This is a genomic window from Dactylosporangium sp. NBC_01737, from assembly GCF_035963215.1.
In the GTDB taxonomy this organism is placed as follows: domain Bacteria; phylum Actinomycetota; class Actinomycetes; order Mycobacteriales; family Micromonosporaceae; genus Dactylosporangium.
Genome location: NZ_CP109153.1, coordinates 2,155,428 through 2,180,092 on the forward strand (window position 1 = coordinate 2,155,428; position 24,665 = coordinate 2,180,092).

The 24,665-nt window shown below is 70.2% G+C and carries 21 protein-coding genes; 10 read left to right on the forward strand and 11 right to left on the reverse strand.

The genetic code is table 11. The features are described 5' to 3' along the window. Window positions 1-570: 570 nt before the first annotated feature. From OHA72_RS09405 to OHA72_RS09425, 5 genes are read right to left on the reverse strand one after another with little or no spacing between them, the layout of a single operon-like run. Window positions 571-1,557 carry a 2-hydroxyacid dehydrogenase gene (locus OHA72_RS09405; protein WP_327007448.1) on the reverse strand — a complete coding sequence of 329 codons (987 nt, stop codon included), beginning with the start codon at window positions 1,555-1,557 and terminating at the stop codon, window positions 571-573. Beyond that, window positions 1,554-2,966, reverse strand: coding sequence for an FGGY family carbohydrate kinase (locus OHA72_RS09410; RefSeq protein ID WP_327007449.1), 1,413 nt, complete (start codon window positions 2,964-2,966; stop codon window positions 1,554-1,556). Before OHA72_RS09410 ends, OHA72_RS09405 begins: the two co-directional genes overlap by 4 nt. Beyond that, the gene (locus OHA72_RS09415; protein ID WP_327007450.1) at window positions 2,953-3,732 is read right to left on the reverse strand and encodes a DeoR/GlpR family DNA-binding transcription regulator; all 780 of its coding nucleotides are present in this window, start codon (window positions 3,730-3,732) and stop codon (window positions 2,953-2,955) included. Before OHA72_RS09415 ends, OHA72_RS09410 begins: the two co-directional genes overlap by 14 nt. Further along, on the reverse strand, window positions 3,729-4,346 hold the full coding sequence (locus tag OHA72_RS09420; protein ID WP_327007451.1) for a histidine phosphatase family protein: 618 nt from the start codon (window positions 4,344-4,346) through the stop codon (window positions 3,729-3,731). Before OHA72_RS09420 ends, OHA72_RS09415 begins: the two co-directional genes overlap by 4 nt. Further along, window positions 4,343-5,842 (reverse strand): FGGY-family carbohydrate kinase, encoded by a 1,500-nt coding sequence (locus OHA72_RS09425; protein WP_327007452.1) that lies wholly within the window; start codon window positions 5,840-5,842, stop codon window positions 4,343-4,345. Before OHA72_RS09425 ends, OHA72_RS09420 begins: the two co-directional genes overlap by 4 nt. A gap of 586 nt (window positions 5,843-6,428) precedes the next feature. On the opposite strand from OHA72_RS09425, the gene OHA72_RS09430 reads away from it, so the two are divergent. The 5 genes from OHA72_RS09430 (at window position 6,429) to OHA72_RS09450 (ending at window position 12,703) form a co-directional block, all read left to right on the forward strand. Next, complete coding sequence (locus OHA72_RS09430) at window positions 6,429-7,766, forward strand: glycerophosphodiester phosphodiesterase family protein (RefSeq protein ID WP_327007453.1); 1,338 nt, start codon at window positions 6,429-6,431, stop codon at window positions 7,764-7,766. Window positions 7,767-7,912: 146 nt separating this feature from the next. Further along, window positions 7,913-8,908: an ABC transporter substrate-binding protein gene (locus tag OHA72_RS09435; RefSeq protein WP_327007454.1), complete on the forward strand. Its 996-nt coding sequence runs from the start codon at window positions 7,913-7,915 to the stop codon at window positions 8,906-8,908. A 143-nt stretch (window positions 8,909-9,051) separates the two neighbouring features. Further along, window positions 9,052-10,146, forward strand: a complete 1,095-nt coding sequence (locus OHA72_RS09440) for an ABC transporter ATP-binding protein (protein ID WP_327007455.1) — start codon at window positions 9,052-9,054, stop codon at window positions 10,144-10,146. After that, complete coding sequence (locus tag OHA72_RS09445) at window positions 10,143-11,837, forward strand: ABC transporter permease (RefSeq protein ID WP_327007456.1); 1,695 nt, start codon at window positions 10,143-10,145, stop codon at window positions 11,835-11,837. Before OHA72_RS09440 ends, OHA72_RS09445 begins: the two co-directional genes overlap by 4 nt. Then, complete coding sequence (locus OHA72_RS09450) at window positions 11,834-12,703, forward strand: inositol monophosphatase family protein (protein WP_327007457.1); 870 nt, start codon at window positions 11,834-11,836, stop codon at window positions 12,701-12,703. The genes OHA72_RS09445 and OHA72_RS09450 overlap by 4 nt, the downstream gene beginning before the upstream one ends. 83 nt (window positions 12,704-12,786) lie before the next feature. Here the strand turns inward: OHA72_RS09450 and OHA72_RS09455 are convergent, their stop codons facing one another. Next, window positions 12,787-12,987 carry a type II toxin-antitoxin system YoeB family toxin gene (locus OHA72_RS09455; RefSeq protein WP_327007458.1) on the reverse strand — a complete coding sequence of 67 codons (201 nt, stop codon included), beginning with the start codon at window positions 12,985-12,987 and terminating at the stop codon, window positions 12,787-12,789. Between the two features lie 585 nt (window positions 12,988-13,572). Between OHA72_RS09455 and OHA72_RS09460 the strand changes: the two genes are divergently transcribed. Continuing rightward, entirely contained in the window at window positions 13,573-14,490 is a 918-nt protein-coding gene (locus tag OHA72_RS09460) for an SEC-C metal-binding domain-containing protein (RefSeq protein WP_327007459.1), read from the forward strand. Between the two features lie 435 nt (window positions 14,491-14,925). Here the strand turns inward: OHA72_RS09460 and OHA72_RS09465 are convergent, their stop codons facing one another. Then, entirely contained in the window at window positions 14,926-15,474 is a 549-nt protein-coding gene (locus tag OHA72_RS09465; protein WP_327007460.1) for a TetR/AcrR family transcriptional regulator, read from the reverse strand. A 79-nt stretch (window positions 15,475-15,553) separates the two neighbouring features. Between OHA72_RS09465 and OHA72_RS09470 the strand changes: the two genes are divergently transcribed. Then, window positions 15,554-16,762 (forward strand): FAD-dependent monooxygenase, encoded by a 1,209-nt coding sequence (locus OHA72_RS09470; RefSeq protein ID WP_327007461.1) that lies wholly within the window; start codon window positions 15,554-15,556, stop codon window positions 16,760-16,762. Then, window positions 16,759-17,727, forward strand: coding sequence for an L-threonylcarbamoyladenylate synthase (locus OHA72_RS09475; RefSeq protein ID WP_327007462.1), 969 nt, complete (start codon window positions 16,759-16,761; stop codon window positions 17,725-17,727). The genes OHA72_RS09470 and OHA72_RS09475 overlap by 4 nt, the downstream gene beginning before the upstream one ends. Window positions 17,728-17,930: 203 nt before the next feature. On the opposite strand, the gene OHA72_RS09480 is transcribed toward OHA72_RS09475, so the two are convergent. The 3 genes from OHA72_RS09480 to OHA72_RS09490 form a co-directional block, all read right to left on the reverse strand. Further along, window positions 17,931-19,424, reverse strand: a complete 1,494-nt coding sequence (locus OHA72_RS09480; RefSeq protein WP_327007463.1) for an amidohydrolase family protein — start codon at window positions 19,422-19,424, stop codon at window positions 17,931-17,933. Window positions 19,425-19,564: 140 nt separating this feature from the next. Continuing rightward, window positions 19,565-21,607 (reverse strand): glycosyl hydrolase family 28-related protein, encoded by a 2,043-nt coding sequence (locus OHA72_RS09485; protein ID WP_327007464.1) that lies wholly within the window; start codon window positions 21,605-21,607, stop codon window positions 19,565-19,567. A gap of 269 nt (window positions 21,608-21,876) precedes the next feature. Further along, entirely contained in the window at window positions 21,877-22,287 is a 411-nt protein-coding gene (locus OHA72_RS09490; RefSeq protein WP_327007465.1) for a VOC family protein, read from the reverse strand. Window positions 22,288-22,425: 138 nt separating this feature from the next. Between OHA72_RS09490 and OHA72_RS09495 the strand changes: the two genes are divergently transcribed. Together OHA72_RS09495 and OHA72_RS09500 are read left to right on the forward strand one after the other, a co-directional pair. Further along, window positions 22,426-22,818, forward strand: a complete 393-nt coding sequence (locus OHA72_RS09495) for a hypothetical protein (RefSeq protein ID WP_327007466.1) — start codon at window positions 22,426-22,428, stop codon at window positions 22,816-22,818. After that, on the forward strand, window positions 22,815-24,176 hold the full coding sequence (locus tag OHA72_RS09500; RefSeq protein ID WP_327007467.1) for a hypothetical protein: 1,362 nt from the start codon (window positions 22,815-22,817) through the stop codon (window positions 24,174-24,176). The genes OHA72_RS09495 and OHA72_RS09500 overlap by 4 nt, the downstream gene beginning before the upstream one ends. Here OHA72_RS09500 and OHA72_RS09505 read toward each other — a convergent pair. Next, window positions 24,091-24,588 (reverse strand): hypothetical protein, encoded by a 498-nt coding sequence (locus OHA72_RS09505; protein WP_327007468.1) that lies wholly within the window; start codon window positions 24,586-24,588, stop codon window positions 24,091-24,093. The genes OHA72_RS09500 and OHA72_RS09505 overlap by 86 nt on opposite strands. Window positions 24,589-24,665: the final 77 nt, after the last annotated feature.

A 24,665-nucleotide genomic window follows, 5' to 3' on the forward strand; every position in this document is an offset into this window, starting at 1 on the left:
CCGTGGCTGTCGCCGCGGGGCGTGGGGTTCCCACCCCGCACCCCCATGCGCCGCGAGCGGCGCACTGCCAGCGCTGCGCGCGGCAGCTTCTGCGCTTCGCGACCCATCCCGGTGGTCACCGTCAAGTGCAAGTCAGCGCCGGTGCCCGCTGTTCCGGGTGCCCTGGCAGTGCCCTGGCAGGGTCATGCTCGAACGGCCGCCCAGGGCACGGCCATCACGGCATCTCACAGTTCGTGGATGACCCTCCTGGTCGGTGGGGCCCTATTTCTGTCTCCTCGCCCGCGCGACCTCGTCCATGCTCGTCACTTTCAGTCCGGGCCTTCCCGGCCGTCGAGCCGGCTCCAGCTTCCCGGTGGCCTGTTTCCTCGCCCGCGCGACCTCTTCCGCGCTCATCACTTCCAGTCGCCTTCCCTGCGGCTGAGCGAGCTCCAGTTCCCCGGTGGCCGGGATCGCCTCCAGTTCCCCGGTGGCCAGGATCGCTTCGGCACCAACTCGGGCTGGAGAGACGTGCCGTCCGTGACCCCGGGCTGATCTCGTGGACGGTGTCGCCCGAGCACCGAACAAGGCACATCATCCAGATGCTGCGTACGCTGCGAGCGCGTCGGCGGCCTGCTGCGCGGCCCGGCGGGCGGTCTGCACCGTCGCGCCGGCCAGGTGCGGGGTCAGCACCGCGTTGGGCGCCGTCCGCAGCGGCGAGTCGGCCGGCAACGGCTCAACGTCGAACACGTCGAAGGCGGCGGCCCGCAGCCGTCCCGATTCGAGGGCGGCGGCCACGGCCGGATAGTCGAGGAGCCCGCCGCGTGCGGAGTTCACCAGCACCGCGCCGTGCGGCAGTTGGGCCAGTTCCTTCGCGCCGATCATGCCGCGGGTCTCGGCGGTGAGCCGGGCGTGCAGGCTCAGCACCTGGCTGCGGGACAGCAGCTCGTCCATTGTGACCAGTTTGGCGCCGTCGAGGGCGCCGGGGTCGGCGTACGGGTCGTGCACGAGCACGGTCGCGTCGAATGCGCGCAGAATGCGGGCCACCCGGCGCCCGATGGCGCCGTAGCCGACCAGACCGACGGTGGCGCCGCCGAGTTCCGAGCCAACGGCGTCGAGCGCGTACAGGTCGGAGCGCCACTCGCCGGCGAGCACCGACGCGTGGGTGGCCGGGATCTGGCGCAGCGCCGCGAGCAGCAGCGCGATGGTGTGTTCGGCGGCGGCTGCGGCGTTGCGTCCCGGTGTGCTTCGGACCTCGATCCCGCGGGCTTCGGCGGCGGCCAGGTTGACGTTCACCGGCCCGCCACGGGTGACCACGATCAGTCGCAGCGCTCGGGCGTCAGCCAGGACTCGTTCGGTGAACGGTGCCATCTGGGTGATTGCCACCTCGACCCCGGGCAGCAGGGCGATGAGTTCGTCCTCGATGTCCGACGCCTCGTCGACCTCGCCGACCCGGCCGAACGGTGTGTGCGGCCATGGTCCGGTGTGCGTGATGATGTCGAGGCCGGTGAACCGGCCGAGGGCTTCGACAACGAGCGGGGGGGTGACGAAGTGGTCGCCGGCGACGAGTACGCGGGTCACGGGGTGGTCCTCCAGGTCGAGCGGGCGTTGGCAACGGCCGACAGGTAGTCGGCGTAGCGGTCGTCGTGGGAGCGGTGAGGGGTGAACACGGTGGTCGGCGGTGGCGGCAGTTCCGGGCCGCCGACGGTGCGCAGGGCCGCCTGGGCCGCGCCGCGGGCACCGATTTCCTCACCGGTCAGCACCCTGACGGGTCGGCCGAGCACGTCGGCGAAGATCTGGGCCCACGCGGGGCTGCGCATGCCGCCCCCACCGGCATACAGCTCGCCATCGAGCCCGGCGACGGTGAGGCAGTGCCGTGCGCTGTACGCGATTGCCTCGCAGGTGGCGACCACCAGGTCGGCGAACATGACCCCGGTGTGCAGCCCGTCGATGCGGGCCCGGGCCGCGGGCGCCACGAACGGCGCGCGCTCTCCCGCCTCGGCGAAGAACGGCAGCACGGACAGGCCGGTGGAGTCACCGCCAGCCAGCAGCGCCGGCAGGTCGTCGATGCTCGCCCCGCCCATGCCCAGCACCCAGTCCAGTCCTGCCGTGCCGACCATCGCCGGCAGCGCCCGGAGCCACCGCCCCGGCTCCCAGGTGGTGAGCGTCAGCCCGGCGGGCTCGCCGGTGCCGATCCGGTCGGTGAGCACCTGGCAGGCCAGGGTCGTGCCGGCGATCAGCAGGCCGTCGCCGACCTGTGAGACGCCGGCGCCGAGGGCCGAGGCCGGCAGGTCGTACGGCGCGGCGACCACCGGGGTGCCGTTCGGCAGCCCGCCGACCGTGGCGCCCAGCTCCCCAACCGGTGCGGCCAGCACCGGCGCGAGCAGGTCCCGGCGGTGGGCCAGACCCAGCGCGACGAGCAGGGCGGGGTCGTAGTCGCGGGTGCCGGGATCGAGGAACGGCACCGAGGACACGTCGGTCGCCCGCAGCCCGGTCAGCCGCTGCACGACGACGTCCTTGCAGTACGCGGCGGTGGCGGTTTGATCCAGTGTGGCTGGCTCGTGGCGGTCGAGCCAGGCCAGCAGCGGGCCGGCGTTGCCGGCGAACGGCAGGTTGCCGGTGCGGTCGAACACGTGCCGCAGTACGCCGCTCGCCGTCCATTCCGCGACGATGTCGGCGGCGCGCGCGTCGAGCCAGGAGATGGCCGGCCGGACCGGGTGGCCGGCCTCGTCGATCGCCCAGAGCCCGTCGCCCTGTCCGGTGACGCCGACCGCGGCGACTGGGCCGGGTTCGAGCTCTTCCAGCACGGCCACGACGGAGGCGGTGACGGCCGCCGCGTCCTGCTCGTATCGGCCGGGGCCGGTCCGGTGCAGCACGGTGGGCCGGGCGGCGCGACGGAGCGCGGTGCCATCCGCGGCGAAGGCGACGGCTTTGGTGACGGTGGTACCGACGTCGACACCGACCGCGTGGGGGCTGTCATACCGCTTCATGCTCGACTCCGCTTTCCCGCATTTCCAACAGCGCCTCGGGCGGTGCCTGCTTGTCGGTGATGACCAGGTCGATGTCGGACAACGGGGCGAGCCGGTGGAGGGCGACCCGGCCGAGCTTGGTGTGGTCGACCATGAGCACGGTCTTCTGCGCGGCGCGGATCATGGCCCGCTTGACCAGGACGATCTCCTGTTCCTGGTGGTAGGCGTAGTTGGCGGACACCGCGGAGGTGGAGGCGAAGAGCAGGTCGACGCGCAGCGCGTCGATCGCGTCGATGCACGGCACGCCGAGGAAGGAGTCGTGCGTGAGGTAGTACTCCCCGCCGAGCGCCAGCAGTCGGATGCCCCGCATGGTGCTGAGCAGCTTGATGGTCTCCAGGAAGTTGGTCATCACGGTCAGTGGCGCCGCGTCCTCCAGGAGCCGGGCGAGCGCCAGGGTCGTGGTGGAGTCGTCGAGCATGATCGCCATCCCGGGTTCGATCAGCTCGCGGGCCCGTTGCGCGATCGCGAGCTTCTCGGCCTTCGCGGCGCGCAGGCGGTAGGACACGTTGCTCTCGAACACGCTTGACGGTTGGGCGCTCACGCCGCCGCGGAACTTGCGGACGATGCCCTGCCGCTCCAGCTCGTCGAGGTCGCGGTGGATGGTCATGAGGCTGACTTGGAACTGTTCGGCCAGCTCGTTCGCCGACACGGAACCATGTTGCAGGACGTGCTCGACGATCTCCGCCTGCCGCTGGGCCGGTCGGCTGCGCTCCGTTGCGTCGGTCATGGCTGCCATCCTTCAGACACCGGCATGTTGTAGGCCAGCAGGGCCGCTGGCGCGTCGTGCGCGGGCAGCCGGAGCGTGGTCACCGCGGTCGGATCGAGGACCGGCAGCCGGCGGCGGTACTCCGCGAGCGGCAGACCCAGCGCCGCGCACACGACCAGCCGGATGACCGTGCTGTGTGCCACCACGAGGACAGGACCGTCCGGCGCTCGCTCGCTCAGCGCGGCGAGCCCGGCGCGGAACCGGTCGACGGCGTGGGCCGGATGCTCTCCGCCGGGGAAGTGATGTGTGACGGGGTCGCGGACGAACCGCTTCGCGACGGCGGGGTCGAGGTCGGCGAGGGTGTGCCCCTCCGCGATGCCGAAGTCGAGTTCTCGCAGACGCGGGTCGGCGGCGGGGACGAGACCGGTCGTCGTCGCCGCGGCAGCCGCCGTGTCGACAGCCCGGCGCAGGTCGGAACTGGCGAGCGCGACGAACCCGCGGTCGGCGGCCCAGCGGGCGAGCGCGGCCGCCTGCCGTACGCCGGCAGCGTCGAGCTCGATGTCGCTGCGCCCGGTGTAGCGGTTGGGTGCATGCCAGGCCGTGCGGCCGTGCCGGGCCAGCGCCACGGTCCTCATGCCACACCGCCGGGAGCGCCGACCAGTGGGGTTGTCCTGGCGTAGTCGGCGAGCACGGTGTCGATCCAGTCACGCTCGACCAGCGCGTCGAGGAAGTTCGCGTAGGCGTCGGCGAACCGTGCGGTCGCGCCGGGCCGGGGCGTGACGACGGTTCCGGGGCGGATCATGCGGTCGGCCGCGGTGACCAGCGGTTCGTCGCCTGCGGCGGCGAGGACGGCCATGCCGAAGGCCGGTTCGGCGCTGGCCGGCAGGATGAGTTCGTGGCCGAGGATGTCGGCGCGCAGCTGACACCAGTAGCGGCTGCGGGTGCCGCCGCCGGTGATGTAGTACGGCCCGTCGGTCCGCGCGCCGAGGCGGCGCAGGTGTGCGTACGCGAGCTTCTCGACGTACGCGACGGCCTGCAGCGTCGCGGCGTACCGGTCGTCGTCGTCGACGAAGTCTCCGGCGTCGAACGCTTCCGCGTCGGGGCGTACGAACGGGAAGCGTTCGCCCCGGCCGGTGAGCGGGTAGACGATGCCGCCCGCCGGCTCGAATCGTGCTGCTGCCGCGTCCCGGGCGGTGCGATCGGCGGCGGGGAAGCGCAGGACGAGCGCGCCGGCGCCGACGCTTGACGCGCCGCCCGGCAGCCAGCCGTGATCGGGGTGGCGGTGCGAGTACACGGCGCCGGCGGGGTCGTCGAGCCGGTGCTCGGTGACGCCCTTGAGGACGAGGGTGGTGCCGAGCACGGCGTTCCACGAGCCGGGGGTCAGCGCGCCGGCGGCGATCTGCGCGGCGCAGCCGTCGGTCATCCCCGCCCGCACGGGCGTGCCGTCGGCGAACCCGGTGTGCGCGGCGCCGTGCGCGTCGATCCGGCCGAGCAGCGTCCCGGGTCGTACCACGTCCGGAAGTACGTCCGGGGGTATCAGTGACGTCGCCGGCCAGTCCCGCGCGGCCGGGTCGTAGCCGGTTTTCAGCGCGTGGCTCCAGTCGGATGCGACCGGGTGTCCGACCAGTCGCGCGGCGAGGAAGTCGGGGCAGTGCTCCAGCCGGACCCGCCCGGCGCGGAGGCCGGCGCGCACGGGTGCGCTGCCGTGCTCGGCCAGCCACGCGAGCTTCGCCGTCGGCCAGGAGGGCTGCCCGAGGCCGGTCCAGCCGTCGGCGGCGCGTCCGTCGTCGTACATGAGCGCTGGTGTGAGTGCCCTCGCCGGGGCCGCCGCGTCGCCGGCGAGGAGGAACGTTCCGGACGTGCCGCAGATCGCCAGCCCGCGGACGAGCCGGGCAGGTCGGGGGTGGACCCGCTCGGCGCTGGTGAGAGCCTCGCTGCTCGCCCGGCCGAGGACCTGCCACCACTGCTCGGGATCCTGCTCGTGGATGGGGCCGGACCGGTGGCTGTCCAATCGGCCGGCGCCGCGCCCCACGACGGCTCCCCGGTCGTCTACCAGCAGGACTCGCAGGCTCTGGGTGCCGACGTCGACGCCGGCCCAGAGGCCCGGGGTGGAGGTGTGCTCTGTTCCCATGCGCGGTCGCAGCTTCCCATCATGCTAGGTGATCAATTGATGTGAAGATAACATCAATATATCGCTCGGGCTAGGATCGGGGCGGCCGAGCCTGGTCAAGCTGGTTGTGGAGCCGGGCCCGTTCCGGTCGCTGCTCGCGACGGGCGCAAGATTGTCGATGGCCCAGCTCGATGCCTCGGTACGACCGCTGCCCAGGTGCTCCCGGCGGACGGCCGAGGCTGCGGCGGAGGCGAAGAAGCCCGGTATGCGGCCGGCCTGTCGGCGGGCGGCCGCGGCCCTCATGGCGGACGCCGGTCCACGGGCCCTCACGCTGGCGCTTCTACTCGTGATGTTGGTCTTGTGAAAAAAACACTGCTGATGTTAAATCGACGTCACCGCTGTTACACCCTGTCTTCGATATTCACCCGCCGCGCTGCCACATCAGGAGGAGGCACGCCACGGAGACGCCTCCTCGCGGCCGTGACCGTGCTCGTCGTGGAATCACCATGCTCGTCGATGTGGAGGCCCTCCGCCGTCGTGGCGAACGCGCGGCACGCGGAGGGAAGCGGGGCCGTGTGCCTCATCACCAAGGGAAGGAAGCACGAAGATGTCCCACCCGCGCAAACGACGGATCCAACGTGTCCTCGCGTTGAGCACCGCGGCGCTGCTGTCCGTATCGCTGTTCGGCTGCGCGAGCAACGACGTCGGTCATGGGGGCGCCGGCGCCGCTGACCAGCGGCGGTTCTCCGCACTCACGGTCGGCCACGACGTCACGGAGGACGTCTCGGCCGGAAAGAAGAAGAGCAAGGCGCCTGTCGTCTGGGCGCACCGCGGTGCGTCGAAGATCGCCCCCGAAGAGACCCGGGCGGCCTACGAGCAGGCGCTGAAGGACGGTGCCGATGTCCTTGAGGGCGACGTCGCCCAGACCAAGGACGGCGTGCTCATCATCATCCACGACGACACCCTGAGCCGCACGACGAACGTGGAGGAGGTGTTCCCGGACCGATCGCCCTGGAACGTCAGAGACTTCACCCTCGCCGAGATCAAGCAGCTCGATGCCGGATCGTGGTGGGACGACTCCTACGCGGGCGAAAAGATCCTCACGTTACGTGAGTGGATCGCCTTCGACAACGGCCGCGCGGGACTCGCCCCCGAGCTGAAGAGGCCGGAGGTGTACCCCGGCATCGTGGAGAACTTCGCGCGGGAGATGCGCCACTGGGGTTACACGAGCGGCAACCTGAAGGCGAAGAACGGCGCGCCGATGATCTGGGTGCAGTCCTTCAGTGAGCAGGCGCTCAAGGACTTCGGCGCGTTGCTGCCCGATGTTCCGGTGTTCGCTCTTGTTTCGGGCTACACGTACATCAACGGCACCGACGAGGTGCTGGCAGACGTCGCCACCTGGGCCGATGCGATCGCGGGCAACCCTGCGCTGAGCCGTGCCTCGCAGGTGAGCCGGGCCAAGGCGTTTGGATTGACGGTCATCGGCGAGGTCGAGGACAGCCCAGAGCTGATCGAGGCCACGGTCAACCAGGGCTACGACGTCGTGTTCACCGACGTTCCGGACGTCGCCAAGGCACAACTGTCCGGAAAGAACCCGCTGCCGCACCGCGGCGCGGTCGTGATCGACACGGTGCTCTACGACCCGGCGGGGGACGACATCGCCGCGGAGGGCGGGGAGTACGTCGCTCTCCGAAACACCAGCAACCGTGCCGTCGATCTCTCCGGGTACACGGTGCGTGACTTCTCGAACAACGTCCTCTCTGTCGGCAACGGCGCCGTGATCGAGCCCGGAAGCCGCTACTTCATCTACGTCGGGCCGGGAACCGACCGCGCCGACGCCCACTTCAACGGGCGCACGGCGGGGGTGTTCAACAACACCGTGACCGATCACGCCTTCCTCTACAACGGCAAGGGGATCGTCGACATCTACTCCTACATCGCCTGACCCGCAACGCCTTGCGGAGCGCTGTGCACCCTCCGCGAACGACCGGAGGGTGCACAGCCTCGTGGGTGTCAGTGCTCAGAAGCGAGCGTGGGGTGGTTGACGTGGTCGATCGCCCAGGCAGCAAGCATTCAGTCGAAGGAGACTCAGTGAAGAACCGAATCGTCGGGGCCGCCGCCGCTGCCACGGTGCTTGCGCTCAGCATCACCGCGTGCTCCGCCCCATCAGTCGACGACTCGCGCGATGATGCCGGCGCTCTCGTCATCTATTCCGCCGAGGAAGTCGTCGACTTCTTCGCCAAACGCTTCGAGAACGACCGGTCCGGCGTGAGCGTCGAAGTCGTCAAGGGAAGCTCGGGCGAGTCCGTGAGCAGGGTGATCGCCGAGAAGGACAACCCGCGGGGCGACATCGTCATCGCCGGCAACGACCCGGCTTCGTCGAATCCGGGCGTGTTCGCCAAGAACGAGGGCGTCGATCTGTCCGGCATCAACCCCGCACTCATCGACGATGCGGGTTACGCGGTACCGGTCGTCGTCTTCCCCGTGATCTTCGTCTACAACGAAGACCGGCTGAAGGGCGATGCGGTTCCCACCAAGTGGGCCGAGCTCGCCGACGCCAAGTGGAAGAAGCGCGTCTACATGGGCAACCCGATCACCTCTGAGGCCGCGTACAAGGCCATGGCGACGTGGTGGGCGATCGGCGGCTGGGACCTCGTCAAGGCGATCGCCCAGAACGTCATCGTGACCGAGGGCTCCACAGACCCCATGCGCGCCGTCGGCAACGGCGAGGCCGCCATCGGCATCGGCGTCGAGCAGCAGGTCTACAAGTGGGCCGATGGGAAGAAGACGAAGGCCGGGTACCCGACCGACGGCATCATCCTTCACGTCCAGACCTGGTACAAGGTGGCGCATTCGCCGAGCCCGACCAACGCGACGAGCTTCCTCAACTTCATGTTGACGCCGGAGAACCAGAAGCTCATGACCAAGGAATATCCCGGGATGCGCTCCGTGCTGACGGACGAGCCCGTCTCGGATGCCGTGCCCCCGCTGAGCCGGCTGAACATCATCGACCTCCCCGAAGAGGCGATGAAGGACCGCAAGGCCTGGAACGACCGCTGGAAAGACATCATCACGTCCGTCGGATAGGCGAACGTGTCTGGCCCGGCGGCGGCATCTCGGTGTCGCCGCCGTCCCACCACAACGAATGAGGACACATGACTCACGACACGCGGCCGGGAACGGTCACCAGACCAGGCCCGTCCGGTGCCGCCGTGACCGACCATGCACCGGTGACGCTGGACCGTGTACGCATCCGATTCGGGACGACGGTCGCCGTGCACGGCGCCGATCTGCGGATCGAGTCCGGGGAGTTCTTCACGCTGCTCGGCCCGAGCGGGTGCGGCAAGACGACGCTGCTGCGCACCATCGCCGGCTTCAACCGGCAGGACTCGGGGACGATCAGCGTGGGGGACGAGGTGATCGACCACCTGCCGCCCCATCGCCGGGACACCGGCATGGTCTTCCAGAACTACGCGATCTTCCCCCACCTCAACGTGTGGGACAACGTCGCCTACGCGCTGAAGCCGCGTGGCGTCACCGGCAGCGAGCTCAAGCAGCGCGTCGCGGAGGCCATCGAGATGGTCGACCTGCAGGGCTACGAGAAACGCATGCCCAAGCAGCTGTCGGGCGGCCAGCAGCAGCGCGTGGTCATCGCCCGGGCCGTCGTCGCGCGCCCGCGCGTGCTGCTCATGGACGAACCCCTCGCGAACCTCGACGCGAAGTTGCGGGTGCGACTGCGTGAGGACCTCCGTGCCCTGCAGGCGACGCTGGGCATCACCACCGTCTACGTGACGCACGACCAGGAGGAGGCGCTCAGCCTCTCCGATCGGATCGCGGTCATGAGCGCGGGGCACATCCTGCAGGTGGGGACCCCGGAGCAGATCTATCGTCACCCGGTCTCGCTCAAGGTGGCGGAGTTCATCGGCGAGGGATCGTTCATCCGCTGCACCGCGAGAGCCGAGGTGGGGGCGACCCTGCTTCGCTTCGAGAACGGCGCCGAGATGCGTGCGAGCGGCACCAGCACGGCCGTTGACGGAGGCTCGGGGGGCTCGGCCTGGATCGGCATCCGGCCGCAATCGCTGCGGGCGGTCACGGACGGTGGCGTCGGCGCGAACGGCCTGCGCGGCACGATCGTGCGGCGCACGTACTACGGGCCGTACACGCGTTTCGACATCGAGTGCGGGACCGGCCGCCCCTTCTCGCTGCAGGCCTCCAGTGCCGACCTGCCCGACGCCGGTCTCGATATCGGCGATCCCCTGGCCTTCGACGTCGACCCCGATGACGTCATGGTGTTCCCGGGTGATGATCAGGAGGGCGAGCTGTGACCACCGTCCTGCCGCGGGATGCGCCGGCCCCGACGCGGCGGCGCCGCCCCCGCTTCACGTTCTGGACGGGCGTGACCGCCGCGACGATCCTGGTGTTCGTCGTGTTGCTCCTGCTGCCGCTGTTCTCGCTCGTGATCTCGAGCTTCGCCGGCAAGCAGTCCGACGACGTCAGCCTCTGGCAGGTGTACGTCACGCTGTTCACGAAGCCCTATTACTACAAGGCGCTCATCAACAGCTTCGTCCTGAGCATCGCCGCGATGGCGCTCTCCCTCATCATCGGCTTCCCCCTGGCATATTGCGTGACGCGGTTCAACATCGCCGGCAAGCTCATCATCCGTGCGGTGATCGTGCTCACCTTCGTGTCACCGCCGTTCATCGGTGCCTACTCGTGGATTCTGCTGCTCGGCGAGAGCGGCGTCCTGCGCCGCTGGCTGGCCGCCGTGGGTGTGACGCTGCCGCCGATCTATGGGTGGTTCGGGCTGATCCTCGTGCTGTCGCTGCAGGGCATCCCGTTCGTGTTCCTCATGGTGAGCTCGGCGCTGAAGACCGTGGACCAGAGCATCGAGGATGCCGCGATCAACCTCGGTCGCGGGCCCATCGCGGTGATCCGCACCGCGATCCTCCCCCTGATCGTGCCGGGTGTGTCGACGGCCGCCCTCCTGGTCTTCGTCACCGCGTTCTCCGACTTCGGCACGCCCGCGATCATCGGGCAGAACCTCCGGGTCTTCCCCCGGCTCGTGTACAACGAGTTCGTCAACGAGACCACGGGCGGCAACTTCACGGTCGCCAGCGCCCTGTCGGTCGTGCTGCTGGCCGTGTCGATCTGCGCGCTGCTCGCGCAACGGGGCTACGCCGAGCGGCGCTCGTACGGCCAGGAGGTCCTGCGGCCCCTCGCCGTGCAGCGCATCGGTGGAGTGCGGCGCCTGCTCGCCACGGCCTTCGTGTACGCCGTGGTGTTCGTCGCGGCCCTCCCGATCGTCACGGTCGTCGTATCGTCGTTCCTCGAGAGCAAGCACTCCGTCATCACCGGGAACTTCACGATCGAGGGCTATCTGCAGGCCCCGCGGTTGTGGTCGTCGCTGTTGAACACACTCATGTTCGCCACCGTCGCGACGCTGCTCTGCGTCGTGTTCGGTGCCCTCGTCGGGTACGTGACGGCACGTTTCCGGACGCGCCTCGCGTCGTTCATCGACCTCATGTCGATGATGCCGTACGCCGTGCCCGGGGTCGTGCTCGGCATCGCCTTCGCCCTGTGCTTCGCCGGTGCGCCCCTCTTCCTGGGTGGGACGGCGGCGATCCTGATCCTCGCCTACTTCGTCCGAAGGCTGCCCTACTCCATCCGCTCGACCTCGGCGATGCTGAGCCAGATGGGCACCCAGACCGAGGAGGCGTCGATCAACCTCGGGGTCGCCCCGGGCAAGACCTTCCTGAGGATCACGGTGCCCATGATGACCCCGGCCCTCATGTCGGGCGCGCTGCTGACCTGGGCGACCGTGGCGCGAGAGTTCAACGCGACGGTGATCCTGTACGGCAGCAGGACCACGACGATGTCGGTCGAGGTCTTCCGCGAGGTGCTGTACGGCAACTTCGGCAACGCCTCCGTGGTGGGCACGGTGCTCATCGCCGTGTCGATCGTGCCCATCGTCATCCTGTTCAAGGCGCTCGGCAAGGACGAGGACGTGCTCCTGTGACGCCGTACATCGACAACTCCGCGCCGGAGCGTGAACTGCGGGAGTCGCTGCGCCAGCTCGCTGTCGCGGTCGCCCGTGAGGGCGCCGATCTCGCGATCCGTCTGCAGCGCGAGGGCATCGAGGTGGCCGACACCAAGAAGGCGCCGGAAGACATCGTCACCGCCGCCGACCGTGCCGTCGAATCGCTCATCTGGACACGTCTCGCCGAGGCCCGGCCGGGCGACGGCTTCTGCGGGGAAGAGTCGCCGCAGGTCGGCAGCGACACGGGCTACTTCTGGATCGTCGACCCGATCGACGGCACGGTCAACTACTACTACGGGCAGCAGCCCTCGTCCGTCTCGGTCGCCGTTGCGCGGGGCTCCGCCGATCCGGACACGTGGCAGTTGCTGGCGGGCTGTGTCGTCAACATCTCCAATGGGGAGACGTTCTCGGCGGCGAAGGGGGCGGGGGCCTTCCTCGGCTCCGCGCCGATCCGCGTCCGCCACACCCGTCCGAGCTCGCTCGCGCTCGTCTCGGCGGGGTTCGGGTACTTCCCGGAGCAGCGAATGCAGCAGGCCGAGGTGCTCAAGCGCCTGCTTGGCCGCGTGCGGGACATGCGCCGCGTCGGCTCGGCGGCTCTGGAGCTGTGTTCGGTGGCGTCCGGACGCCACGACATGTACTACGAGCGGGGCCTCAACGCGTGGGACATCGCCGCCGGCATGCTGATCGCGGCCGAGGCCGGCGCCGATGTCGTGGGCCTGGACGGGCGCCCTGCCGGACCCGAGTTCATCATGGTCGCGCATCCCGAGCTCGCCGCCGAGTTCGCGCCGCTCGTGATCGAGTGGCATCGGGACGTCGGGCTGATCCCGAGCGGGGACACTTGCTGAGCTTGACTTTTCGTCGACACCTGCAATACCGGATCGTGCTTGCCGAGACGAGCAGGAACGGCATCAACCGCGTTCCGTGCTCGTCACTGGTAGTGGTAGCGGCAGGAGATGATCGTGACTTCGTCCGGCGCGACGGCGTAGACCAGGCGGTGCTCGTCGTCGATCCGGCGGGAGCGTAGGCCGGCCAGGCCAAGCGAGTCGTGGAGATCCACTCGATTCGGCATCGCCGCGACGCCTACCGTTCGGCGGGCACGTCCTGATGCGGCCCCGACAACGTCCGCCATGCCTGCGACGACACATCCTCCCATGGGCTGCCGCCTCGGCGCCGAGGGCGGGGCAAGGCGGCGGCAGTGCATCGCCGGCGATCGTGGCTACCCGCTTCGCATGGTGATGCGTCCGGCCCACCGACCTGGGTCGACCCTGCTCGCCGGACCTTCGGTCCGGCTCGCCATCGGCCGGTGGATTCCCCGCGCAGCCTTCGGCTGCTCCCCAGCGGGGGAGCTTCGCTCCACCCACACCCCCTCAACCCCGTCGCCACCCGGACGTGTCGCAATGCTCCGTGTGGTTGCTGCGCGTAGCGCGTCGGCGTGTCTGCGCCACAGCGCTTCCATCGTGCTCTCGTAAGGGCGCACATCCGCCTCGTCCGGATCGGGGCCGCCAGCCTCGCCCGCTTCGACGTAGTCGCAGGTGTACGCGTACAGCGCCGCCTTCGGGTCCGCTCCGTAGGTTCAGAGTTCGAGTCCATGGCGGCCCACAGTGGCGCTGAGCAGTATCTTTGTGGCGTTCGTTTGCGCAATGTGCGAACTGCTGGCCGTGTGGGGTGTTTCGTCGAGCCTGGGCGCGTGGGGAGTACGGTCCTGGTCAGGGCGATGACTTCGGTTGACGAAGCGGCCGCTCTTGAGGCTGAAGCCGAGGAGTGTCCCGAAGAGCGGGGTGAGCTTCTGCTCGAAGCTGCGGCGGCTTGGCGTCGGGCCGGCCGTGCCGACCGGGCGAGAGGGCCGCTGACGCGGTTGGTCGCGGAGGGCGGCGATGACGCTTGCTTTGCCCGTTTCGAGCTGGCTGAGGGTTACTTCGAGGACGATGCCATTGATGAGGCGTACGCAGAATTGGATCGGCTGGCCCACGAGGCCGCGCTGACCGATGATCATTGCACGTTCGTCGCTGAGCTGCTGGCCGAGCGTGGCGATCTGGAAGGCGCACTGCGCTGGTACGACCGGGCGGTGGCCCGGCTGGAGCCCGAAGATATCGAGGCGCTGCGGGGACCCAGCGGATGGATGCGCATGTCTTCGGTGATGGTGCGCGGACGCCGCGAGGTGCGGCGGCGACTGGGTCTGCCGGTTGATGTCACCGATGAGATCGCCCCGCACGCGCCTCTTCAGAGCCCGCCGGTCGATGGTGAAGAGCTGCGGGACTACCTGGAGTCCGGCGAGGCACCGAAGCGGGTGCGGATGCTCGTGTTCCAGCGGGCGGAGCGAGCCGAGGCCCGGCGCCGGTGGCCACAGGAGTACGAGGCGCCGGACGAGGAGTACTACCCGGCCAAGGAGCAGAGCTGGCGCGAACTGGCCGCCAGTGGTGTCCCCTCGATCCGGGTCGTTCCGATGAGCGTCTCGCAGCTGTGTGAGCTCGCGGAGCGGATCGGCGGTTCGCCGACGGACTCGCGGGTGAAGGTGCGGTATGCCGAGACGGTTGCAGAGCAGGCCGATATCGTCTGGCCGCCACCGCGAAACGGGGCGTGCTGGTGTGGCTCCGGCGTCAAGTACAAGAAGTGCTGTGGCGGGGTGCGCTGACACGTCGATGTTGGTCATCGCCGTGATGTCTATGCGCGTAGTCTCTGCGTCATACCCCACCATCCTGGCGGCTTGACCTGCGGAAACGCATCGGCAAGGGATCGCCGGTAATGACGTGGGCCGGGTTCGCATGGTGACGCGTCCGGCCCACAGGCTTGGGCGCACCCTGCTCGCGGGTCCCCTTCGGGAACCGGCTCGCCGGGGTGCCTGTCATTCTCCGCGCACGGCTTCGCCGTGCTCCCCAGTGGGGGAGCTTCGCTCCACCCACGCCCCCTCAAGACCGTCCCGGGGCGGGGTGTGTGTCCTTTGCTCGGCTGCCGCCGCCGAGGCTGGCGCTGAGGCGGGTCAACGCATCTCGTCCAGGTCTGTCGGAAGCGAGCCACGGCGCGCCGATCTCCGCGTTGTCTCGTTCGGTGTCGAGGTGGCAGCGGTGAGCTAGCCGAGGGTCGCGCAGACGGCGTCGAGCACGGCGGTCTTGAGTTCTGCCTCCGGCACGTCGGTGAACATCACGGTGCAGTCGCCGAGGCCGCCGACCGCGACCGTCGCCCGGGTCCGCTGGGCGAGGGTGGGTGCGGGGCCGAACAGCAGGGTGGTGAGCCTGCGGCCCCATTCGGTGACCTCCGCCGCCAGGTTGAGGTCGGCGAGCACGCTGGGGTCCTGCATGACCATCTTGGTGATGTCGCGGTGGTGGTACGTGACGTCGAAATACGCGCTGAGGACCGCGCGGCGGTCGGTGAGGTCGCCGGGCCAGCGGCCGGACTCGAAGGCGTCCAGCAGTGCCGACACGTCGTCGACGAGCGGCTGGAACAGGCTGCGGACGAGGTCCTCGCGCGAGGCGAAGTGGTAGTACAGCGCGGGCTTGCTGATGCCGACGCGCTCCGCGATCTCGCGCAGGCTTGCCTGCGCCACGCCCTTCTCGCCGATCAGCTCCATCGCCACGGCGCGGATGCGGTCGGCGGTCTCTGTGGTCCTCACCCTTGGCACGCGTCACATTCTACTTTACTTACCGGGAGGTAAGTGGTTCCCTTTACCTATCGGTAAGTAAACGAACCTTGGGGGAGCCATGCACGTGCTCATCTCCGGTGCGAGCGTCGCCGGGCCCGTCCTCGCCTACTGGCTGCACCGCGACGGTCACCGTGTCACCGTCGTGGAGCGGACCTCGCAGCTGCGGGTCGGTGACGGCGGGCAGGCGGTCGACCTGCTCGGACCCGCCGTCGAGGTCATCGCCCGGATGGGCCTGCTGCCGCAGGTCGAGGCGGCGCGGACCACGACCGACACGATGACCCTGATCCGGCCCGGCCGCCCCGACGTCACGATCGACGCCGCGCAGCTGCTCGCCGGCGTGTCCGACCGGCACGTCGAGATCATGCGGGGCGACCTCGCACAGATCCTGTTCGACGCGACCCGCGACGACGTCACGTACACCTTCGGCACCACCATCGAACGGCTGCTGGAGCACGACGGCGGGGTCGACGCGACCCTCTCCGACGGGACCACGGCCACCTTCGACCTGGTCGTCGGCGCCGACGGCCTGCACTCCGGAGTGCGGCGGCTGGTGTTCGGCCCCGAGGAGGACTACAGCCATTTCCTCGGTGGCTGCCTCGCCGTGTTCAGCGTGCCCGACTTCATCGGCCTCGACGGGCGGGTCCTCGGCTACAACACCGTGGATCGGGCCGTCGCCCTCTACCCGACCCGCACGCCCGGCCGCGTCCGCGTCGTGATCCTGTTCCGCGGGCCGCAGCCGGACCACCGCGACCAGGCCGCGCAGCGGCGGCTGCTGCGCACCGTCTGCGCCGGGCTCGGCTGGGAGGTGCCGCGGCTGCTCGAGCACCTCGACGCCGCCGACGACTTCTACCTCGACTCGATCAGCCAGATCCGGCTGCCGTCCTGGTCCCGTGGCCGGATCACCCTCGCCGGCGACGCCGGTTACGGGCCCGGTCCGGCCGTCGGTGGCGGCAGCAGCCTCGCGGTCGTCGGGGCCTATGTCCTCGCCTCCGAGCTGGCGGCCGCCGGTGACGAGCACGCGGTGGCGTTCCCGGCGTACGAGCGTGCCCTCGCCGAAGCGGTCGCCGCCAGCCGGACGATCGGCCCGTCGGTCCTGGCGACCCTGATCCCGCGCAGCGAACTGCAGGTGTGGACGATGGCGCAGGCGATGCGCCTGCTGCCCCGGCTGCCCGGGTTCCTGCAGCGGAAACTGACCTCGTTCGGGGGAGGCCCGGCGGCGATGCTCAACGGGGTCGACCTGCGCGACCCTCTAGTCTTGCGCTCATGACTGACGGGGTGGTGGCCGCCGACGCGGCCGGGCTGCGCCGCGCCGCCGAGCTGCTGCGGCAGGAGTCCGTCTGCGCGTTCCCGACCGAGACGGTGTACGGGCTCGGCGCGCACGCCTTCTCCGCCAAGGCCGTCGCCGAGGTGTACCGGCTGAAACGCCGCCCCTCCTGGAACCCGTTGATCGTGCACGTCGCGTCGACCGCGGACGCGGAGGCCCTCGCGCACGAGTGGCCTGAGGCGGCGCGGCTGCTGGCGGACCGGTTCTGGCCCGGCCCGCTCAGCCTCGTCGTGGAGCGGGCCCACCACCTGCCCGCCGTCGGCGGCCCCCCGACGATCGCGATCCGCGTGCCGGCGCACCCGGTCGCGCTGGCCCTGCTCCGCGAGTGCGGGCTGCCGCTCGCGGCGCCGAGCGCGAACCGGTCGGAGAGCATCTCGCCGACGACCGCGCAGCACGTGATCCGCAGCCTGCCGGACGTGCCGCTGGTCCTCGACGGCGGTCCGTGCCGCTTCGGCATCGAGTCCACCGTCGTCGACGTCACCGTCGCGCCGCCGCGGCTGCTGCGCCCCGGCGCGTTGAGCCTCCGCGCGATCCGCGACGTCGTCGGCCCGCTGCAACTGCCCGGCCAGGGTTTCGCGGGCGCGGAGGTCAGGTCGCCGGGGCTCGCCCACCGCCACTACGCGCCGCGGGCCCGGCTGCACCTGGTGGACGACCCGGCGGTGCTGGCGGCGACCGCGGAGGACGCGGACCCGGGCACCCTCGGCATCCTCACCCACCGTTCGACGGCGCCGCCGGGGGCGCATGTGGAGCTGCTGTCCGCGGACCCGCTCGAGTACGCCGCCGACCTGTACGCCGCCCTGCACCGCCTCGACGACGCCGGCGTGGCGATGATCCTCGCGCAGGCGCCGCCCGCCGGCGACGACTGGCTCGCGATCCGCGACCGTCTCACCCGGGCGTCCGCCCGCTGACATTGCCTGGGCGGCCGGAGCGGGACGGCGACCCCCCGTTTCGAGTCGCCGGCCCGTTCCTGACCGCCGCTGCCGTTGTGCTGCCGTCCGACCGGCTACGCGGCTGACCAGCAGCTATCGCCGCATCGCAGTGGTTGCCGCAGCTTGAGGAACCTGCTGTTCCTGCCGCCGCCCGCGCTGCCCAGGCCGCAGGCGGTGCGGTCCTAACAGCGGCAGCCGATGCGGGCGGGGACCTGCGTCGCCGTACCGGCGGCCGCGGCCACCGCCTCCAGCATCGTGTCGCGGCGCTCGGCGGTGATGAGCTCGCCCCGCACGACGACGGCGTGGATGTGGCGGGTGTTGCGGATGTCGGCGAGCGGGTCGGCGTCCAGCACCACCAGGTCGGCGGGCGCTTCGCGGCGGACCGTGCCGGAGCCGAGGCCGAGGAACCGCGCCGCGTCGCGGGTCGCCGCCTGCAGCGCCCGCATCGCCGGCACGCCGGCCCGGACCAGCAGCTCCAGCTCGTCGTGCAGGCTGAACCCGGGGTACACGTAGGAGGTGCCGGTGTCGGTGCCGGCCAGCAGCGGCACCCCGGCGCGGTGCAGCGCGCCGACGAACCGGCCGCGGTGCCCGAAGAGCTCCTGATGCCCGGCCGCCTCCTGCGGGGTGCGCCCGTCGAGGTAGATCTCCTGCATCGCGAAGTCCCAGGCGGCGCGGACCTCGGCCGGGATGTACCGCAGCCGCGGGTCGTCCTGGTCGACGGTGCCGGGCAGGTCCAGGACGCGGTGCATGACCAGCGTCGGGGTCTGGTGGGCGTCGCGGGCCCGCAGGCGGGCGAAGACCCGGGCCGCCCGCCGCGGGTCGTAGCCGCGGGCCGCGGCCAGTTCGAGCGGGTGGACGCGGTGCAGCCAGCCGTTGTAGTCGCCGGCCTCGACGGTGAGCTCCGACAGGGCACGGCGGATCTCGTCCTCGTGCCGGGACGTGGCGTACCAGCTGGTGAAGACGTGTTCGAAGCTGCGCTGCCCGAGGTCGGCGGCGGCGGTGACCGGCACGTCGTCGGGGCAGTGCCCGGCGAACTGCAGGCCGAGCCGGTGCGACTCCTGCGCGATCGCGGTGAACGACTCCCGCGACAGCCGGCTGTACACCTTGACGAAGTCGGCGCCGTCGGCCGCGACCTGCCGGACCGCCGCCCTGGCCTGCTCGGCGTCGGCGACCTCGACGTAGGGCGCGCCGAGGCCCGTCCACAGCGACGGCGAGCCGTCGATGAGCGGGCTGGCGATCACCGACCGCGGCCCGAGCAGCGTGCCGTCGGCGACCCGCTGCCGCCACTCGTGCAGCGTCGGGTAGCCGGACATCTCCCGGACGGTGGTGACGCCGTTGGCGATGAACAGCGGCGGGTCGATCGTGTCGATGCCGCTGCTGTGCACGTGCATGTCGGTGAGGCCGGGGATGACGAAGCGGCGCCGGCCGTCGACGACCGCGGCGTCGCCGGGGACCCTGACGGTCCGCGCCGGGCCGAGGTCGGTGATCCGGTCGCCGCGGGCCACGACCGTCATGTCGTGCCGCGGCGGTGCGCCGGTCGCGTCGATGACGGTGCAACCGACGACCGCGACGGCGGGCCGCGTGGTGGCGGCAGCGGCGGGTGTACCGACGACGAGCCCGGCGCCGATGCCGACGCCGGTACCGAGGAGTGCGCGGCGGGAAACGTTGATGTCCATGGCATCGACTCTTCGGCATCGCAGGCCGCTGGTCAGTGGCGCCAGGGAGCCGATCGGGGTGGTGAAAAGTCCACCCCGCCGGGCAAGAGCAAGGGCGGGCGCCCCCCGAGGCACCCGCCCTTCCCGCTACCGGTGTGTCATCACCACGGCGCGGGCGCCGGGGGCACGACGACCGGCGGGCGGTCGTCGCAGGTGATGGTGTTCGGCAGTTCCCACGGGGCGAGCCACGGGCCCGTGGTGCCGCCGCCGTCGTTGCCACCCAGGTCGACGACCGAGAACTCCGAGCCGGCCGGGGTGAAGTGGAACGTGCCGCAGTTGTTGATGCCGACGGCGCCGACGTTGCGGGCGTCCACGTTCTCGAACGTGGCGGAACCCGCGGCGCGTGCGCTGAGCACCGAGGTGCCCGTGCCGTCGACCCGGATGTTCTTGAAGTGGACGTTGGTGATGGAGTACAGGTCCTTCACCGGCCAGTCGGCGACGAGCATGATCGCGTTGTAGGTGTTGTCGAGGAAGTGGTCCCCGGTCACCTGGATGTCCGCGTCGATGTTCTTCTCCAGCGCGAGGAACCAGATGGCACCGAGGCCGATGTTCCAGTTCAGCTCGTACGTGCCGGCGCGGACCGTGGTGTTGTCCGTGACCTTCACGAAGCCGGTGAACGGCTCGGCGCCGAAGCGGGAGCCGATGTGGATCGCGCTGCCCTCACGGATCGGGTCCGCGACGAGGTTGTTGGACACCGTGGTGTCCTTGCCGCCGTAGATCGCGATGCCGTTGGCGAGGACCGGCGTCTGCACCGTGTTGTGGTCGAACGTGTTGCCGGCGTTGGTGGTCTTCTCCGCCCACATGGCCAGACCGTCGTCACCGGAGTTGCGCACGAAGTTGTTGGACACGCTGGAGTTCGTCACACCGGTGTGGAAGTTCAGCCCGTCGGCGATCTGGTCGACGATGATGTTGTTGGTGACCTTGGTGTTGGTCATCGGGCCGTCGAACCACAGGCCGACCTTGGTGTGCTGGATGTACAGGCCGTCGACGGTCGAGTTGCTCAGCGCGCCGCCGATGCCGTTGACCTGGTCGGTGTCGATGCGCTCCCGCACGTCACCGATGATCGAGAAGCCGGACAGGTGGACGTTGCTGCTGCCACCGTCCTGCGAGTACCTGCCGTAGAAGCCGACCCCGGTGTGGATCGAGTTGTCCGGCGCGGGCTCGCTGAGCGCGACCTCTTTGCCCTTGATGATCGTGTACCAGGAGCCGGCGCCCTCGATCGTCACGTTGTCGACGATGATGTGGCGGTTCACCTGGTAGGTGCCCGGCGGGATGTACACCTTCAGGTGCGTCTTCTTGGCGAACGCGATGGCCTTGTCGATCGCGTCGGCCGAGTCACGCCGGCCCGTCGGGTCCGCGCCGAACAGCCACACGTTCGCGGCGATGAGGCTGACCTTCGGGGCGCCGACCAGCTCGGAGTCGAGCAGGTCGATGACCGTCCACGCGGCGCTGTTCTTCGGGGCGGTCAGGCGGACCTTGTCGCCGGCCTTGTACGTCTTGCCCAGCAGCAGCCGCTGCTCGTCGTAGAAGTGGTTCGGCCGGAACGGGGTGGTGATCGTCGGCGTCGGCGTGGTGGCGGCCGGCACGCAGGCGCACTCGGTGATCCACCAGTCGGGGTGCAGCAGGCCCGCGTTCGGGTCGTTCGAGAACGGGTACTGGTTGTACAGCCACGAGTACTGCGACGTGAGCGTCATCGTGGTCTTCTTGCCGCCGTTGACCGTCACGTCCAGCGGCGAGGTGATGCCGCCGCCGTTGGGCGCGTCGGGGATGCTGTAGCGGACGTTGATCGCGTTGGCGGACTTCGGCAGCGTGAACTCCACGTACTGCCCGGGGGTCAGCTTCACCGCGCTGCGGCCCGAGGCCTCGGCGGGCAGCGTGTAGGCCGTGCGGTCCGGCCCGATGACGGTGCCGTTGGTCTTGGCCTTCTCGGCTTCCTGCTCGACGAAGCCGACACTGGCGCCGCGGCCCGCGGTCAGTGCCGGGTCGATGGCGGCGCGGGTCACGGCTGGTGAGGTTCCGGCCGCGGAGGCCGGGCCGGCGCCGGTGACCACGACGCCGAGACCGACGGCTGCGGCCGTCGCCGCCGCGGCCCACCGCGGCGGCCCGCTGGACCACCGCGATAAAGGTCCTGTGCTCCGTGACATCGATGACTCGATTCTCTCGGGAGGGGCGGACGCCCGAGACGCTCTACGGCGGGGCGGCGCCATGAGGATGAGGGTGAGGTGACCTTAGGACCCTCGTTCCCCACTCCACAAGGCTCTGCGAAATATTTACGCAACGTTGGAACCGGATCTGTCGTCGTCTTGTCGGTTTGTTGCGCAAAACCGCCGTCATCGTTGCGGCACCAGGACATGCGAAAGCGGCGGGACCCGATGCCGGATCCCGCCGCTTTTGCCGGACTTCGATACGGGCCCTAGCCCTGCGTGCCGATGTTGACCATCCACGGGATGCCGAACCGGTCGACACAGGCGCCGAACTCGTCGCCCCACATCTGCTTCTCCAGCGGCACACTGATCTTCCCGCTCGCAGACAGCTTGTCCCAGTAGCCGTGCAGCTCGACGCTGTCGTCGCCGCTCAGGCTGACCGTGATGTTGTCGCCAGGGTTGTGCGCCATCTCCGGCGGCGTGTCCGAACCCATGATCGTGTAACCGCTGGGGGTCTCCAGCATGCCGTGCATGATCTGGTCGGCGATCGGGCCGGCCTCCGGGTTGAACTCGCCGAACGTGTTGAGCCGCAGAGCGCCACCGAAGACACCCTGGTAGAACTCCATCGCCTGCCGGGCGTTGCCCCGGAAGCTCAGGTACGGATTGAGCCGAGAGGTCATCACAAACTCCCTTGGTCGCGATGCACAACGGATGTCAGCACGTCGATCCGAGCCTATTCGCCGGCCGGGCGCCGCGAGGCCGAATCCGCCGGGCCCGGCCTACCACCGCCGCTCCAGTCGCTCTTCTAGGGTAGGTCGATGCGACGGTTGCCAACGCCTCGAACGGCAGTCCGCCTGCTCGTCGCCGCGCTGTGCGCGCTGGCCCTGCTGCAGGCGATGCGCCCCGCTGTCTACTCGACCCGGATCGGCGTGGACACCGTGCGCATCGCCGGACAGCAGCACCCCACCCGGCAGTACCGGGAGAAGCTCGAATACCTCAGCCGGGAACTGCACCGCCAGGTCCCCGCCGGGACCAGGGTCGTGATCGTCGAGAAGATCGTGGACCTGCAGATGCGCCTCGTCGAGTTCGCCACCATGTACGGCATCGAGGTCGTCGACCTCACCGGCCGCGCCGACCTCGAGGTGTACCTGGAACCCGACCCCGCCGCACCGCACGGCGTGCGGCTGCTCACCCGGAAGCCGGCCGCATGATCCAGACCCTGCTCGCGGTGCTCATCCTGGTCGTCGTCGGGCTGCCGCTCAGCTACGCCCTGACCCGCGCCGTGCCGCTCGCGATCGTCCTCGCACCGATCGCCGGCGCCGCCGTCGCCACCGCGGCCGTGCTGCTCATGCTCGCCTGCACCGGCCCGCTGCTGCTGTGGTTCGTCCCCGTCTACCTGGCCACCGGCGTCCTCGCCTGGCGCCTGCGCGACCGGCCCCGGATACCGTGCAGCGGCTGGCGCGACGCGCTGCTGATCACGCTGCCGCTGGTCCCGCCGTTCCTGCGCCTCAGCACCGAACCCGTCACCTGGGACACCCACCTGATCTGGTGGCTGCACGCCGGCTACTTCACCCAGGGCGGCGACTTCGCCCGCGCCGCCATCGCCAACCCCGTGCTCGTCTTCAGCCACCCCGACTACCCGCCGCTCGCATCCGCGCCCGTCGCCCTCGTCTGGCAGCTGCTGAACATCCGCGACTTCTACCCCGCGGCCTTCGTCACCGGCTTCCTCACCTTCTCCGCCATCGCCATGCTCATCCACGCGATCCGGGTCGCGACCGCGCGGGCACATGCCCTGCTGTCCTGGCCCGCCGCGATCGCCGCCGGGTACGCCGCATGGACGCCGCTGTGGCTCGTCCCCACCGCCGGCTTCAGCGACGCGATGTGCGCGTGTGCGTTCGCCGCCGGCGCGGTGCTGCTGCTGTTCGCCCGGCCGTTCGCCGGGATGCTGCCGCTCGCCCTGTTCCTGCTGTCCACGGCGGCGCTCATGAAGAACGAAGGCCTCAGCCTCGTCGCCGCCCTGGCCGTCGTCGGCACCGTCCGCTTCTGGCGCGACCGGCGCCGCGCCGCCCTGCTCTGGGTGCCCGTCGGCGTCGCCGGGATCTGGTCCGTGACCGCCCGCCTGCTCGGCGCAGAGACCGACGTCCTCGCCGGCGGACGCTTCTCCGCCCTCCTGCACGGCGACACCGACACCCTCGGCCGGCTGCCGACGATCCTCGACTTCATGGCCGGCCGCGTCGGCTGGATCGTCCTGCTCGCCGCCGTCGCCGCGCTGCTCGGGCACCTCTTCCTGCGCCGCGCACGCACCGGGCTCGAGCTGGGCGCCGACGGCTGGCTGTGGGCCGTCACCGCCGTGCACACCGCAGGGCTGATCCTGATCTACCTGATCACCCCGTACGACATCCGCTGGCACCTGAGCACGTCGATCGACCGTGTCACGATCGCCATCGCGGTGCTGGCCTGCGCGAGCGCCGCCTGCTGGGGCGTCACCGCGCTGACGTCGGACCCGCCACCCGAACCGCTGCCGACCGGCGCCCCCACGGCTTATACGTCGACAGCACCGTCGAAATGATCAGCAGCGTCGAGGAGACACTCGGCGCGACCACGAGGTTGATCTGATCCCGGCGGGGCAACGCTTCACCCAGGTCGCTGGCGTTGACGAGCCCCGGATACAGCAGGAACGTCACCAGGAACAGCATCACCGTGACGATGACCAGCTTCACCGCCACCCACCACCAGCGCAGCAGCCCCCACGGCGTGCCGAGCGCGTTCACCACCCCGACCACCCACACCAGGAACGACAGCGGCACGAACAGGGCCGTGCCGACGATGCTCATCGCCGGATACGCCACGTCCTTGTCGGCGCCGCCGCTCAGCCCCGCGACCCCGAGCGTCAGCAGCACCAGGTCACTGCCGAGCCAGCCCACCGCCGTGATCACGTGCAGGGTCAGGATCGCCTTGCGCCATTTCGGGGTGAACCTCATGCCCGCCAACCCTGCCTGAAACGGGAGCCCGCGTCGCCAGCCGAGGGCGGTACATCGAACTACTCCCGGTGTCGTAC

Coding starts and splice junctions, on each gene's coding strand:
- OHA72_RS09410 (WP_327007449.1), bottom strand. CDS start 2,966: ATGAAGCGGTATGACAGCCCCCACGCGGTCGGTGTCGACGTCGGTACC.
- OHA72_RS09475 (WP_327007462.1), top strand. CDS start 16,759: ATGACTGACGGGGTGGTGGCCGCCGACGCGGCCGGGCTGCGCCGCGCC.
- OHA72_RS09430 (WP_327007453.1), top strand. CDS start 6,429: ATGTCCCACCCGCGCAAACGACGGATCCAACGTGTCCTCGCGTTGAGC.
- OHA72_RS09460 (WP_327007459.1), top strand. CDS start 13,573: ATGACTTCGGTTGACGAAGCGGCCGCTCTTGAGGCTGAAGCCGAGGAG.
- OHA72_RS09480 (WP_327007463.1), bottom strand. CDS start 19,424: ATGGACATCAACGTTTCCCGCCGCGCACTCCTCGGTACCGGCGTCGGC.
- OHA72_RS09415 (WP_327007450.1), bottom strand. CDS start 3,732: ATGACCGACGCAACGGAGCGCAGCCGACCGGCCCAGCGGCAGGCGGAG.
- OHA72_RS09500 (WP_327007467.1), top strand. CDS start 22,815: ATGATCCAGACCCTGCTCGCGGTGCTCATCCTGGTCGTCGTCGGGCTG.
- OHA72_RS09425 (WP_327007452.1), bottom strand. CDS start 5,842: ATGGGAACAGAGCACACCTCCACCCCGGGCCTCTGGGCCGGCGTCGAC.
- OHA72_RS09495 (WP_327007466.1), top strand. CDS start 22,426: ATGCGACGGTTGCCAACGCCTCGAACGGCAGTCCGCCTGCTCGTCGCC.
- OHA72_RS09490 (WP_327007465.1), bottom strand. CDS start 22,287: ATGACCTCTCGGCTCAATCCGTACCTGAGCTTCCGGGGCAACGCCCGG.
- OHA72_RS09470 (WP_327007461.1), top strand. CDS start 15,554: ATGCACGTGCTCATCTCCGGTGCGAGCGTCGCCGGGCCCGTCCTCGCC.
- OHA72_RS09505 (WP_327007468.1), bottom strand. CDS start 24,588: ATGAGGTTCACCCCGAAATGGCGCAAGGCGATCCTGACCCTGCACGTG.
- OHA72_RS09455 (WP_327007458.1), bottom strand. CDS start 12,987: ATGGCGGACGTTGTCGGGGCCGCATCAGGACGTGCCCGCCGAACGGTA.
- OHA72_RS09420 (WP_327007451.1), bottom strand. CDS start 4,346: ATGAGGACCGTGGCGCTGGCCCGGCACGGCCGCACGGCCTGGCATGCA.
- OHA72_RS09485 (WP_327007464.1), bottom strand. CDS start 21,607: ATGTCACGGAGCACAGGACCTTTATCGCGGTGGTCCAGCGGGCCGCCG.